We start from the raw sequence: 13435 nt of genomic DNA on the forward strand, positions 1-13435 counted from the left end.
TTCGGTACGCAGGAAAAGGCTCTGGAACAGGCAGTTGGAAAGTTCCAGGGTTGTTTCCGCAACGAGATCCAGGGAGCGCTGATCCGGGGGATGAGCGCATTTTTTCTCAAAGTTCCGAATGAACCGGGGTGTTCTGCGGTATTTCTCGCCGAGCGGGCAAGAAGTGCGAAATAGAGCGCTTGGGTACTTCTCGGGTTACGGAAATGTGTAACGAGAGAGAATAAAAGATGAATAATTCGAATCTTGCTGCTGCGCGTAATTTGATACAAGTTGTTACCGGGGAATGGAAGTCCCGTTGCGTCTACGTCGCTACGCGCCTCGGGCTGGCCGATCTGATCGAGAGCGGGATCGACAGCGACGAGACGCTGGCCGCCGCGGTCGGTTCCGATGCCGAGCGCATCCATCGACTGATGCGCCTGCTGGTGGCCTTCGAGATCTTCCAGGGCGATACCCGCGACGGCTACGCCAATACCCCCACCAGCCACCTGCTGAGGGATGTCGAGGGCTCCTTCCGCGACATGGTGCTGTTCTACGGCGAGGAGTTCCACGCCGCCTGGACGCCCGCCTGCGAGGCGCTGCTCAGCGGTACCCCAGGCTTCGAGCTGGCGTTCGGCGAAGACTTCTACAGCTACCTGAAGCGCTGCCCGGATGCCGGCCGGCGCTTCCTGCTGGCGATGAAGGCGAGCAACCTGGCCTTCCACGAGATCCCCAGGCTCCTGGATTTCCGCGGGCGTAACTTCGTCGACGTCGGTGGCGGTTCCGGCGAATTGACCAAGGCCATCCTGCAGGCCGAGCCCAGCGCCCGGGGCGTGATGCTCGACCGCGAGGGTTCCCTCGGCGTGGCCCGCGACAACCTCTCCAGCCTGTTGGCAGGGGAGCGCGTCAGCCTGGTGGGCGGCGACATGCTGCAAGAGGTGCCGTCCAACGGCGATATCTACCTGCTGTCGCGGATCATCGGCGATCTGGACGAAGCCGCCAGCCTGAGGTTGCTCGGCAATTGCCGCGAGGCGATGGCCGGCGACGGCCGGGTGGTGGTGATCGAGCGGACCATCTCGGCCAGCGAGCCGTCGCCGATGTCGGTGCTCTGGGACGTGCACCTGTTCATGGCCTGCGCTGGCCGTCACCGCACCACCGAGGAGGTGGTCGACCTGCTCGGGCGCGGCGGCTTCGCGGTGGAGCGGATCGTCGACCTGCCGATGGAAACCCGCATGATCGTCGCTGCCAGGGCCTGAATCGGAACTTTCAACGGTTGGCCCCGGCGGTTTCGCCGGCGGCCAGTTGGCCGGCGCCCGGCGCCAGGTCGCCGCTGCCCCAGCCGAGCGCCTTGTAGAGCGCGATGACGTTGACGAACGAGGCGGTCTCCGCCTGCGCCAGTTCCTCGCGGATCTGGTACAGCGCGCGCTGGTTCTCCAGCACCGCCAGGTAGCTGCCGGCGCCGGCGCGGTAGCGTTCGTTGGCGATCTCCAGGGCGTTCGCGCCATGGGTCGCGGACTGGAACAGGGCGACCAGCCGACGCTGGTGTTCGGCCAGTTGGTTGAGCGCGTTGCCGACGTCCTCCTGGGCCAGCAGCAGGGAGCGCTGGTAGCGCGCCAGCGCGGCGTCGGACTGCGCCTCGACGGCGCGCAGGCGGGCCCGCACGTTGCCCAGGCGGAACGCCGGCCAACTGACGCTGGGCGCCAGTTCGAAGGCGCGCGAGGCGCTGCCGAGGTCGCCGCTGCGCAGGGCGAAGAAACCGATGAAGCCGCCCAGGTCGAGGCGCGGATAGAGTTCGGCGGTGGCCGCGCCGACGTCTTCGGTGCTCGCTGCCAGTTGCCGCTCGGCGCTGACTACGTCGGGGCGCTGGAGGATCAGGCGGTCGACGTCGCCCAGCGGCAGGTTCTTCGCCAATGGCGCGGCGGCGCCGCCGTCGAGGATCGGCGCGCCGCTGCCGGGTGCCTCGCCGCGCAGCACGTCGAGGCGATAGCGGGCGCTCTCCAGCGCGGTCGTCAGTGGCGGAATCGCCGCTTCGCTGCGCAGCAGGTTGGCCTGGGCGTTCTCCACGTCCTCCGGCAGGCCGCTGCCCAGTTGCAGGCTGCTGCGGGTCAGCTCCAGGGTGTCGCGCCAACTGCGCACCTGGGCGCGCGCCACGTCCAGCCGGCGCTGGTAGCCCTGGATCTCGAAGTAGGCGCGGGCGGTGTCGGCGGCGATGCTCAGGCGTACCAGCCGGAGGTCGGCGTCGGCCGCTTCGGCGCGGGCCAGGGCGGCGTCGGAAAGTCGGCCGAGGCGGCCGAACAGGTCGATTTCCCACTGCGCGTCGAAGCCGGCGCGGTAGCTCTCCGCCAGGCGCCGGCGCGGCTCGCCGTCGTAGTCCAGCTGTTGTTCGATGCTGCGGCTGTAGCCGGCCTGGCTGGTGACCTGCGGCAACTGGTCGAGCCAGCGGTCGTCGAACAGCGCGCGGGCGCTGCGCAGGTTGGCGCGGGCCTCGCGGATGTCGTGGTTGCGCGCCAGCGCCTGGTCGACCAGGCGCACCAGTTGCGGATCGTCGAAGAAACTCCACCAGGGCGCTTCCCGCCGCTCGCCGGAGAACTCGCCGAGGTGCTCGCTGGCGACGCGTGGCGGCGGCGACTGCGGACGCTGGTAGTCGGGGCCGACGCTGCAGGCGGCCAGGCCGGTGCCGACCGCCAGGGCCAGCGCCAGGCGCGAAAGGTTCGGGTAGGAGCGCTTCATGCCTTGTTCACCAGCAGATCGGCCTCGGCCAGTTGCCGGCTGCGCGGGCTCTTGTCGACTTCCGCGTGGTTGCGCGCCAGCAGGGTATAGACGGTGGGCAGCACGAACAGGGTGAAGAGGGTGCCGACCAGCATCCCGGAGACGATCACCACGCCCAGGCCGAAGCGGCTGGCGGCGCCGGCGCCGCTGGCGAAGAGCAGCGGCACCAGGCCGAAGACCATTGCCGCGGTGGTCATCAGCACCGGCCGCAGGCGGATCTGCGCGGCGCGCAGGATCGCCGCGCGGCGGTCGAGGCGCTCGTGGAGTTGCAGTTCGTTGGCGAACTCGACCATGAGGATGCCGTGCTTGCTGATCAGGCCGATCAGGGTGACCAGGCCGATCTGCGTATAGATGTTCATCGTCGCGTAGCCCAGCGCCAGCGGCAGCAGCGCGCCGCAGATCGACAGCGGCACGGTGATCAGGATGATCAGCGGGTCGGCCAGGCTCTCGTACTGCGCGGCGAGCACCAGGTAGATCACCACCAGGGCGGCGAGGAAGGCGAACACCAGGGTGTTGCCTTCCTGGGTGTATTGCCGCGAGTCGGATTGCCAGTCGTGGCTGAAGCCGGCCGGCAGGCCGCGCGCCACGTCGTCGAGGAAGGCCACCGCCTGGCCCATGGAGACGCCGGGCGCGGGGATCGCCTGGAGGGTCGCGGCGTTCTGCTGGTCGAACTGGATCAGCTTGTTCGGTTCGACCTGAAGCGCCACCCGGACCACCGTCGACAGCGGCACCAGGTTGCCGTCCTGGGTGCGCACGAACTGTCGTGCCAGCGCTTGCGGAGTGAAACGCTGGTCGCGCAGGCTCTGTGGGATCACGTCGTAGGAGCGGCCCTCCATGCCGAAGCGGTTGACGTAGTTCTCGCCCACCAGCACCGCCAGCGACTCGCCGATGTCCTGCATGCGGATGCCCAGGCTGTTGGCCTTGGCGCGGTCGATGCGGACCTGGACCACCGGGTTGTTGTAGTCGAGGTCGCTGTCGACCACCACGAACAGCCCGCTCTGCCGGGCCTTCTGCTTGATCTCTTCCATGGTCCGGTAGAGCACCGGATAGTCCTGCGGGCTGCGCAGCACCATCTGCACCGGCAGGCCGCCGGTGGAGCCGGGCAGGGCGGCCAACTGGAAGGCGAAGATGCTGCTGCCCTCGACGTCGCCGACCTTGCCTTGCAGCTCGGACTGGATCGCCGAGGCGTCGCGCTCGCGTTTTTCCCAGGCCGCCAGGTTGATCCCGCCGAAGCTCGCCGCCGGTCCGTCGGTGCCGTTGATGATCCAGGTGCTCACGGTTTCCGGGATGCTGGTGTAGACCTGGTCGAGCTTGCGCGCGAACAGTTCGACGTAGTCGAGGTTGGCGTGCTGCGGCGCCTTGATCGCGGTGAGCACCGCGGCCTGGTCCTCGGTCGGCGCCAGTTCGCGCTTGGGCATTGAATACAGCAGCGGCAGGCTGATGCACACCAGCAATGCCAGGCCGCCGGTCAGCCAGCGGTGGCCCAGGGAGAACTCCAGGACCTGCCCGTAGCGCCGCGTCAGGCCGCCGAAGAACCACTCGGCGGCGCGGCCCATGCGCCCCTCGTTCTGGTGTGCCTGGAGCAGCAGCGAACTCATCACCGGCGACAGGGTCAGCGCCACCACCCCGGACACGATCACCGCGCCCGCCAGGGTCAGGGCGAACTCGCGGAACAGCGCGCCGGTGAGGCCGCCCATCAGGCCGATGGGGGTGTACACGGCGGCCAGGGTGATGGTCATGGCGATCACCGGGCCGGCCACTTCGCGGGCGCCGATCAGCGCCGCCGCCACCGGCGACTTGCCTTCCTCGATGTGGCGGTGGACGTTCTCCACCACCACGATGGCGTCGTCCACCACCAGCCCGATGGCCAGCACCATCGCCAGCAGGGTCAGCAGGTTGACGCTGAAGCCGAAGGCCAGCATCAGCGCGGCGGCGCCGAGCATCGACAGGGGAATGGTCGCCACCGGGATCAGCACGCTGCGCAGCGAGCCGAGGCAGAGGTAGATCACCAGCACCACGATCAGCAGCGCTTCCACCAGGGTCCGCACCACCTCGTCGATGGAGGCCTGGATGAAGCGCGAAGTCTCGTAGGCGAGGTCGACGCGGACATCCGGCGGCAGGGTCTTCTGGATCTCCGGCAGCAGCTTGCGGATGCCGTCGACGATCACCAGCGGGTTGCCGGTGGGCGTCGGGAACAACCCCAGGTGCACCGCCGGATCGCCGTCCATCAGTGCGCTGGTCTCGGTGGCCGCGGCGCCCAGTTCGACGGTACCGACGTCGCGCAGGCGCACCAGGCCGTTGCCATCGTTGCGGATGACCATCTCGCGGAAGTCGTCGACGTTGGTCAGGTCGGTGTTGACCCGCACGTTGGACAGCACGTACTGCCCCTTCACCATCCCCGGCGCCGCCTGGTAGTTGTTGCGGCGGATCGCCTCGGCCACGTCGGAGGCGGTCAGGCCGCGCCCGGCGAGGCGGTCGGCGTCGAGCCAGAGGCGCATGGCCAGGCGCTGGCCGCCAAAGGTCTGGACCTTGGCCACGCCGTCGATGGAAGAGAACATCGGCTCGACCACCCGCGACAGGTAGTCGGTCAACGCCGGGATCGGCAGGGTCTTGCTGGAAAAGCCGACGTAGGCTACCGCGGTGGTCTCGCCGGAAGAGCGTTCGATCACCGAGTCGTAGGCACGCTCGGGCAGCTTGTAGCGCACCGAGTTGACCTTGGCCATGGTCTCGGTCATCGCCTGGGTCGAATCGCGGTTGAGCAGCATGCGGATGGTCACCACGCTACGCCCCTGCACCGAGGTCGAGGAAAGGTAGTCGATGCCCTCCACCGACGACACCGCCTGGGCGATCGGCTGGGTGACGAAGCCTTGCATGAGATCGGCGGAGGCGCCGGGGTACTCGGTGGTGACGGTGATGGTCGAGCTTTCCAGCAGCGGGTACTGGCGGATCGGCAGCTTGCCCAGGGAGAACAGGCCGAGCAGCAGGATCAGCGTGCTGACCACCAGCGCCAGCACCGGCCGGCGGACGAACAGGTCGGTAAAGGTCATCGCGGGGTTCCTTCAGCGGCCGGCGACCGGCACGGGGGGCGCGGCACTGCTCAGGGTGTCTTCCTTGACCGGTTCCACGGCCATCCCGTCGCTCAGGTTGATCTGTCCGGAAGTCACTACCCGGTCGCCCTCGGCGAGGCCCTGGAGGATTTCCACGCGACCGTCCCAGCGCTCGCCGATCCGCACCGAGACGCGCTTGGCGCTGAGCGGCCGGTCGCCGTCCTGGTGGGCGACGAACACGGTGTCGCCGTAGGCGGTGTAGGTGACCGCGGTTTCCGGCACGCTCAGCGACGGCGCGTCGGCTTTGCGCGAGACCCGGATGCTGGCGAACATGCCGGCGGCGAGCAGGCCTTCGGGGTTGTCCAGCAAGGCCTGGACCTGCACCGTGCGCGACTTGCCGATCAGCGGGTCGATGGCGCTGATGCGCGCCGGGAAGCTGCGCCCCGGATAGGCGTCGACCAGGACCTCGAGGGGCTGGCCGAGCTTCAGCTCGGGGCTGGTGCTTTCGTCCAGGGAGAAATTGCTTTTCAGGGTCCGCGCATCCACCAGGCTGGCCACCGGCTCGGCGACGCCGAGGTACTGGCCGAGGTGCACGCGGCGGATGCCGAGCTGGCCGGAGAAGGGCGCGCGGATCGCCTTCTGGTCGATCAGCGCCTGGGTCTGGCGCACCGCGCCGAGCGCCATGTCGCGGGCGGCGACGGCGTTGTCCAGCTGTTCCTGCGAGGCGACGTTGCGCTCTACCAGCTTGCGCGCACGGGCATGGAGGATCTCGGCATTGCGCAACTGCGCCTTGAGACGGATCAGCTCGGCCTGTTCCACCGCGTCGTTGAGTTGCACCAGCAACTGCCCTTGCTGCACCTGCTGGCCCGATTCGAAGGCGATGCGGGTGATCCGTCCTGCCGCTTCGGCGGCCACCTGGACCTGGCGACCGGCCTCCAGCTCGCCGACGCCATCGAAGACGCGCGGCACCACCCGCCGCTCCACCGAGGCGAGGGCGACCTTCACCGGCGGGTAGCCGGCGAAACCGCCGGCGTCTTTCTTCGCCGAGCCGGTGGCGTAGACGGCGATGCCGATAACCGCCGCGCAGATGAGCGCGGCACTGGCGATCAGGACGGGTTTCTGCATGATCGCCTCAGGCCTTCTGGTAGGTGGCGGCCACGGAGACGTCCTGGCGCAGCCGCTGGCGTTGCGCGCTGGCGATGGCCGTGGCGATCAGGCCGCCGATCACCGCGATGTGTTCGAGGGCGAAGAACATCGCCAGCTTGGCTTCGACGCCGGTCTTGCTCCAGAAGGTGTGGACGATGAGGATGGTCAGCAGCAGGAACACCGCCAGCGCCCCGGCGCCGAGCCATAGCTTGCGGTCCAGCAGGACCAGCGCGGAGCCGGCCAGCAGGGTCACGGCGGTGGCGATGTTGAACAGCCAGGCCGGCTCCAGGCCGGCGGCGCGCATTTCCTCCAGGCTGGCCTGATAGTCGAACAGCTTCGCCAGTCCCGAGGCGACGAACATCAGGGCCAGGCAGATCCGGGCGGTCAGCCAGAGCCAGTTGCTTTCGAGCGAGTTATCGATGAAGCGCTGCATGGGTCGTTCCTTGTGCTGGTCGCCATCCGGCGCCGCGAAGCGGCCGTGGGGGCGGTTCGTGGTCCTGGGGAAACGGGGCGGTATGACCGCAGCGGGGACTATAAAACCTCAAGTTAAGTTGAGGTCAAGGGCGTCTGTGATTAGCGCTATAGGCCTTGCTGGGCGTGGGTTTAAGGTGGATTCGTTGGTGTCGCGGGACGGTGGGATGAGGGGCTGACGATTGGTCGCGGGGACTATTGGGGGAGGGGCTGGGTGTAGCTTGCGGGCAACCCGTCGCGACGGTTCCCCCTGGAGCGAGACGCCTTCGCGGCATCACTGTCGCTCGACCCGCTGCGCGACGATTCGACCTCCTGCCGGGGCGAGTTAGCTCCCCCATCGTCTGGAGGGCAAGCATGACAAACCTCTACGTGGCGGATCCTGGTTCCGTAGGGCGAATAACCGCTTGCGGTTATCCGCCGGTTCTCCGGGACAGCGGCGGATAACGCCCCTGGCGTTATTCGCCCTACAGGACTTGCCGTATGTGGGCGGAAGCTCCATGCCTGTGGGCCTTGGAGCCAGGGCGGGCTTCGGGTCTGGCTCCGTGGTGCGGATGACCGCTTAGCGCCGATCCGCCGGCCCAGCGGCATATCGGCGGATGGCCGAGCGCAAGGTCACGGCACCGCCACGAAGCGCAGATCGCTCGGCGACCCCACCTCGACGCTTTGCAGCGTCTTGCCCACCTGGCCGCTCTGCGGATCGCGGGCGAACACCCGCAACTGGTCGCTGTTCTGGTTGGCCACGAGGACGAAGCGCCCGCCGGGCGAGAAGGCGAATTCGCGCGGCTCGGTGCCTTCCACCGAGCGCCGTTCGACGAAACGCAACTGGCCGCTGGCCGGGTCGACGGCGAAGGTCACCAGTTGGTTGTCGTCGCCGCGATTGAGCACGCCGAGGAAGCGGCCGTCGGCGGACAGGTGCAGGGCGCCGGCGCCGACTTTGCCCTGGAAGCCGGCAGGCGCCAGGTCGTGGGTCTGCAACTGGCGCAGGCGGCCATTGCCCTCATGGGCGAACACCATCACCTGGCCGCTCAGTTCCAGGGTCAGGTAGGCGAAACGCCCGTCGGCGCTGAAGATCAGATGGCGCGGGCCGCTGCCGGGCGGGGTCGGGACGAATGCCGGATCGGCCGCCTGCAGCGGACGTTCGGCCTGTTCCGGGGCGTAGCGGTAGACGAATACCTTGTCGGCGCCGAGGTCGGGGGCGAACAGGTACTGGCCGTCGGGCGAGGACACCACCGAGTGCACATGACCGGAAACCTGGCGCGGATGCACCTTGCTGGCCTGGTGCGACTCCACCTGCACCACCGGCGCCAGCGAGCCGTCCGCGCGCACCGGCAGTACCGCCACCGAGCCTTCCGGCTGTACCGAGTAGTTGGCGACGAACAGGTAGCGGCCGTCGTGGCTGAGGCTGCTGTAGGTCGGATGATCGGCGAGGGTCTGGACCTGGCTGATCTGTTGCAGGCGGCCGCTGATCGGATCGAAACGGTAGGACGTGGCGCGACCGACGGTATCGCCCTTGCCGCCCCGTCCGTTCTCGTTGACCACGAACAGAGTGCGTTGGTCCGGGGCGAAGGTCAGGTACGAGGGGTTGCTGGTATGGGCCACGCGCAGCGGGCCTTTCACCGAGCCGTCGGCGCCGTCGAAGCGGTATACCTGGATGCCTTCGCTGGAGCCTTCGGTATAGGTCCCCACCAGCAGGTTGTAGAGGCTGGCGGCCTGGGCCTGGGGCGCCACGCCGGTGAGCGGCGCGAGGGCCAGCAGGCAGAGGGTGGGCAGTCTTCTCATGGGCAACTCCTTGGCTCGCTATTGTTCTGATGGCTCGGGGTTGGACCGGAGCCAGGCCGTTGGGTTCGCCCCTGGCCGCTCAGTCGCCGGCCTGGCCCAGCACGCCGCGCCAGCGTTCGAAGGCGGCGGTCGCGTAGCCTTCGCGCCAGACCAGCCAGGTGTCTACTTCGGCAAGGGGCAGGCTGCGCAGCGGCGGCGTGCCGAGCAGTTGCAGCACCGAGCGCGGCAGCACGCCGACACAGGCGCCGGCGGCGACGCAGGCGAGGATCGCATGGTAGGAGCCGACTTCCTGCACCGTCAGCGGCGTGCCCAGGCTGTCCTCGGCCAGTTGCCGGTAGGTGCAGCCACGGGCGAAGCCGGCCAGGGTGCGCAGGCGCACCTCGGCGACGTCGTGGACCGGCGGGTGTTCGGCCGGCAGGATCATCAGCAGTTCCTCGCGGAACAGCGGCTCGCCGCGCAGGCCGCTGCCATCGAGTTCGCCGGCCCAGCCCGGGCCGGCGGCCACCAGCGCGCAGTCCAGGCGCCGCGCCCGCACCCCATCGAACAACGCGCGACTGGTGCCGGTGGAGACTTCCAGGGCGACCCGCGGACAGGCCTTGTGATAGCTCGCCAGCAGCGCCGGCAGGCGGCTGGCCGCGGTGCTTTCCATGCTGCCCAGGCGCAGGCGCCCGCCGGGCTCGGCGGGATGCATCGACTGACGCGCCTCGTCGGCGAGAGCCAGCAACTGCTCGGCGTAGGCGAGGAATTCGCTGCCGCGTTCGGTCAGGCTCATGCGCTTGCCGTCGCGCAGGAACAGTTCGACGCCCAGGTCCTCCTCGAGCTGGCGGATCCGCGTGGTGACGTTCGACTGCGCTCGCTGCAACTGCTGAGCGGCGCGGGTGACGCTGGCCTCGTGGGCGACCGCGCGGAAGATTTCGAGGGAGGAAAGGTCCATCGATCTATCTCTTTATGAGAATGAATTGTTAAAAATATTCTTTTATGAAGATATATTGGTCAAGCGTCGGCCGACGCGGTGTCGTCCGACCGGGAGAGGGAATCGCCATGACTGACCGCTTCACGCGCCTGCTCGGCATCCAGCAGCCGATCATCCAGGCACCCATGCTCGGCGTCTCCACGCCGGCGCTGGCCGCCGCCGTATCCAACGCCGGCGGGCTCGGTTCGATCGCCATCACCGGTAGCGCCGCCGAGAAGGGCCGGGCGCTGATCCGCGAGGTGCGCGGGCTGACCGACAAGCCGTTCAACGTCAATCTGTTCTGCCACCGCCCGGGGCAGGCCGACCCGGCCCGCGAGCGCGCCTGGCTGGACTACCTGAAGCCGCTGTTCGCCGAGTTCGGCGCCGAGCCGCCGGCGCGCCTGAACAACATCTACCTGAGCTTCCTCGAAGACCCGACCCTGCTGCCGATGCTGCTGGAAGAGCGGCCGGCGGCGGTCAGCTTCCATTTCGGCGCGCCGCCCCGCGACCAGGTTCGCGCGTTGCAGGCGGCGGGCATCCGCGTACTGGTCAGTGCCACCACGCCGGAGGAAGCGGCTCTGGTGGAGGCCGCCGGCGCCGATGCGGTGGTCGCCCAGGGCATCGAGGCCGGTGGCCATCGCGGGGTGTTCGAGCCGGAGCGCGGCGACGCCGCCATCGGCACCCTGGCGCTGGTCCGCCTGCTGGCGGCGCGCGGTTCGCTACCGGTGGTGGCTGCCGGCGGGATCATGGACGGACGGGGCATCCGCGCCGCCCTGGAGCTGGGCGCGAGCGCCGTGCAGATGGGCACCGCCTTCGTCCTCTGTCCGGAGTCCTCGGCCAACGCCGCCTACCGCGAGGCGCTGAAGGGGCCGCGCGCGGCGCGCACCGCGCTGACCGTGACCATGTCCGGGCGCAGCGCCCGCGGCCTGCCCAACCGGATGTTCTTCGATGCCGCCGCGCCTGGAGTGCCGCCCTTGCCGGACTATCCGTTCGTCTACGACGCGACCAAAGCGTTGCAGACCGCCGCTCTGGCTCGCGGCAACCATGATTTCGCCGCCCAGTGGGCCGGCCAGGGCGCGGCGCTGGCGCGGGAGCTGCCGGCCGCCGAACTGCTGCGCACGCTGGTCGAGGAACTGCGCGGCTGAGGGAGGCCGTTCGCTGCGCGCGACGATGACTGTCTCTGTTCAGTTACCCCTGTGTTGTGCTTTTCTGCCTCCAGCACTGGAACGACAGGTGGAACATGGGACAGGACAAGTTGAAGGTCGCCGTTCTCTTCGGCGGCAGCAGTGAGGAACGGGACGTCTCCATCGCCAGCGGCGCGCAGGTGATCCAGGCGTTGCGCAGCGCCGGCCACCAGGTGCTGGCGGTGGATACCGCCAGCGGCCTGCTCGGCGCGGAGGAAGAGCGCCGCCTGCTGGCGAGCAAGGTCAAGGAGGTCCCGCCGGACTCCGACTCGCTGGCGATCATCCGCAGCGGCAAGCAGAGCCTGCTGAGCGCCGGCGAACTGGCTGGGGTCGACGTGTTCTTCCTCGCCCTGCACGGCGGCACCGGCGAGGACGGCACCCTGCAGGCGCTGCTGGATGCCGGTGGTTTCGCCTATACCGGCAGCGGCCACCTGGCCAGCGCCATGGCGATGGACAAGGACGTGGCCAAGCGCCTGTTCCTCGCCGCCGGGGTGGAGACCGCCAGTTGGCTGATGGCGCCGGCCTCGGAAGAGGCGGTGCGCGAGCAACTGGGCTTCCCCCTGGTGGTCAAGCCGAACAGCCAGGGCTCCACCGTGGGGCTGTCCATCGTGCATTCCCAGGCCGAATTGCAGCCGGCCATCGAGCTGGCCGGGCGCTATGGCGACGAGGTGATGCTGGAGCGCTTCGTCGCCGGCCGCGAGGTCACCGTCGGGGTGCTCGACGACCAGGCGCTGCCGGTGGGCGAGATTCTCCTCGGCGGCCAGGAGGTCTTCGACTACGAGCACAAGTACCAGGCCGGCGCGGTGCGCGAGGTGTTTCCCGCCGACCTGCCGCCGGCGATCGCCGCCGAGGCCCAGCGTCTGGCGCTGAAGGTACACCGGGCGCTGAAGCTGAGCGGCTACAGCCGCACCGACTTCCGCCTCGACGAACAGGGCCGGCTCTGGTGCCTGGAGGTCAATACCCTGCCGGGCATGACCGCCACCAGCCTGCTGCCGCAGGCCGCGGCGGCGGCCGGGATCGGTTTCGCCGAACTCTGCGAGCGGATCTGCCGGCTCGGCATCGAGCGCTGCAAGGGCGCGCGCAAGGCGCGTTCCTGATTCCCGCGGCCCGCCGCCGGGGCGGGCCGCGCCTTTCGCTCAGGCCTCGAGGTTCTCGACCCGCTCGAGGGTGTCGTAGAGGCTGTAGCGCTCCTGTTCGTCGCGTCGCACCCGGCCCATGGCGACGCACGGATCATGGGTGAAGACCAGTCGGCCGTTGCGGGCGATGAGGCTGTCCAGCAGGCGTTCCTTTTCCTCGATCAGGCCTTCCGGGAAGCGGTCGTAGCCCATGGTCAGCGGTAGGTGTACCCAGGGTGCGCCGGGGATCAGGTCGCCGCTGAATACCACCGGGCCGTCGGGCATGGCGATCTCCGGGAGCATCTGGCCCGGGGTATGGCCTTCGCTGAAATGGAAACGCCAGCCCTCGCCCAGATGCGCCGAGCGCTCGCCGTCATCGAGCAGCTCCAGGCGTCCGCTGGCCTGCAGCAGGTCGAGCAGTTCCGGCACGAACGAGGCTCGGTCGCGCGGGTGCGGCTGGCGCGCGCGCTGCCAGTGGCGGCGGCCGCTGACGAAATGCGCGTTGGGGAACAGCAGGCGCGCCGGCTGGCCTTCTTCCCAGGCGGCGAGCAGGCCGCCGGCGTGGTCGAAGTGCAGGTGGGTGAGCAGCACCACGTCGATGTCGGCGTCGTCCAGGCCGACCGCGGCGAGGCTGTCGAGCAGTACGTGGCGCTCTTCCTGGACGCCGTAGCGCTGGCGCAGGGCGGGCGGGAAGAACGCGCCGATGCCGGCCTCCACCAGTACGTTGCGCTCGCCGTCGCGCACCAGCAGGGCACGGCAGCCGAGGTCGATGCGGTTCTCCGCATCGGGCTGCATCCAGCGTGACCAGAGCGCGCGCGGGGCATTGCCGAACATGGCGCCGCCGTCGAGTTTCTGGCTGTTGCCGAGGAGGGTGGTGAGGGTTCGCATGGATATGTCCTTGTTCCTGGTCTAGCGAATAACCGGCGGTTGCGTCGTTTTTCAAGAATGCCTGGCCGGCTTCCCGGGCGTCGTAGGGCGAATAACCGCTTCGCGGTT

At 68.9% G+C, this 13435-nt stretch carries 10 protein-coding genes; 3 read left to right on the forward strand and 7 right to left on the reverse strand.

Annotated features, from left to right (window positions below; genetic code table 11):
- Positions 1 to 227 precede the first annotated feature (227 nt).
- Positions 228 to 1232, forward strand: a complete 1005-nt coding sequence (phzM, locus tag LE197_RS32805) for a phenazine-1-carboxylate N-methyltransferase PhzM (protein ID WP_016852432.1) — start codon at positions 228 to 230, stop codon at positions 1230 to 1232.
- Between the two features lie 10 nt (positions 1233 to 1242).
- Here the strand turns inward: phzM and opmD are convergent, their stop codons facing one another.
- The 6 genes from opmD to nmoR all read right to left on the reverse strand — a co-directional run bounded on the left by opmD (position 1243) and on the right by nmoR (position 10122).
- On the reverse strand, positions 1243 to 2706 hold the full coding sequence (gene opmD / locus LE197_RS32810; protein ID WP_003104727.1) for a multidrug efflux transporter outer membrane subunit OpmD: 1464 nt from the start codon (positions 2704 to 2706) through the stop codon (positions 1243 to 1245).
- The gene (gene mexI, locus LE197_RS32815) at positions 2703 to 5792 is read right to left on the reverse strand and encodes a multidrug efflux RND transporter permease MexI (RefSeq protein ID WP_003114727.1); all 3090 of its coding nucleotides are present in this window, start codon (positions 5790 to 5792) and stop codon (positions 2703 to 2705) included. Before mexI ends, opmD begins: the two co-directional genes overlap by 4 nt.
- Before the next feature lie 12 nt (positions 5793 to 5804).
- Entirely contained in the window at positions 5805 to 6917 is a 1113-nt protein-coding gene (gene mexH / locus LE197_RS32820) for a multidrug efflux RND transporter periplasmic adaptor MexH (RefSeq protein ID WP_003104731.1), read from the reverse strand.
- Between the two features lie 7 nt (positions 6918 to 6924).
- Positions 6925 to 7371: a multidrug efflux RND transporter inhibitory subunit MexG gene (gene mexG, locus LE197_RS32825; RefSeq protein WP_003093607.1), complete on the reverse strand. Its 447-nt coding sequence runs from the start codon at positions 7369 to 7371 to the stop codon at positions 6925 to 6927.
- A 650-nt stretch (positions 7372 to 8021) separates the two neighbouring features.
- Positions 8022 to 9188: a gluconolactonase PpgL gene (ppgL, locus tag LE197_RS32830; RefSeq protein ID WP_003114725.1), complete on the reverse strand. Its 1167-nt coding sequence runs from the start codon at positions 9186 to 9188 to the stop codon at positions 8022 to 8024.
- A gap of 79 nt (positions 9189 to 9267) precedes the next feature.
- Entirely contained in the window at positions 9268 to 10122 is an 855-nt protein-coding gene (gene nmoR / locus LE197_RS32835) for a LysR family transcriptional regulator NmoR (protein ID WP_003104733.1), read from the reverse strand.
- A gap of 107 nt (positions 10123 to 10229) precedes the next feature.
- Between nmoR and nmoA the strand changes: the two genes are divergently transcribed.
- Positions 10230 to 11285 (forward strand): nitronate monooxygenase, encoded by a 1056-nt coding sequence (gene nmoA, locus LE197_RS32840; protein WP_003111998.1) that lies wholly within the window; start codon positions 10230 to 10232, stop codon positions 11283 to 11285.
- A 95-nt stretch (positions 11286 to 11380) separates the two neighbouring features.
- On the forward strand, positions 11381 to 12421 hold the full coding sequence (locus LE197_RS32845; RefSeq protein ID WP_003093601.1) for a D-alanine--D-alanine ligase: 1041 nt from the start codon (positions 11381 to 11383) through the stop codon (positions 12419 to 12421).
- Between the two features lie 39 nt (positions 12422 to 12460).
- Here the strand turns inward: LE197_RS32845 and LE197_RS32850 are convergent, their stop codons facing one another.
- The gene (locus tag LE197_RS32850) at positions 12461 to 13327 is read right to left on the reverse strand and encodes an MBL fold metallo-hydrolase (RefSeq protein WP_003114721.1); all 867 of its coding nucleotides are present in this window, start codon (positions 13325 to 13327) and stop codon (positions 12461 to 12463) included.
- Between the last annotated feature and the right edge of the window lie 108 nt (positions 13328 to 13435).

The sequence above is a fragment of the Pseudomonas sp. PS1(2021) genome, from assembly GCF_020405165.1.
Classification (GTDB): Bacteria; Pseudomonadota; Gammaproteobacteria; order Pseudomonadales; family Pseudomonadaceae; genus Pseudomonas; species Pseudomonas aeruginosa.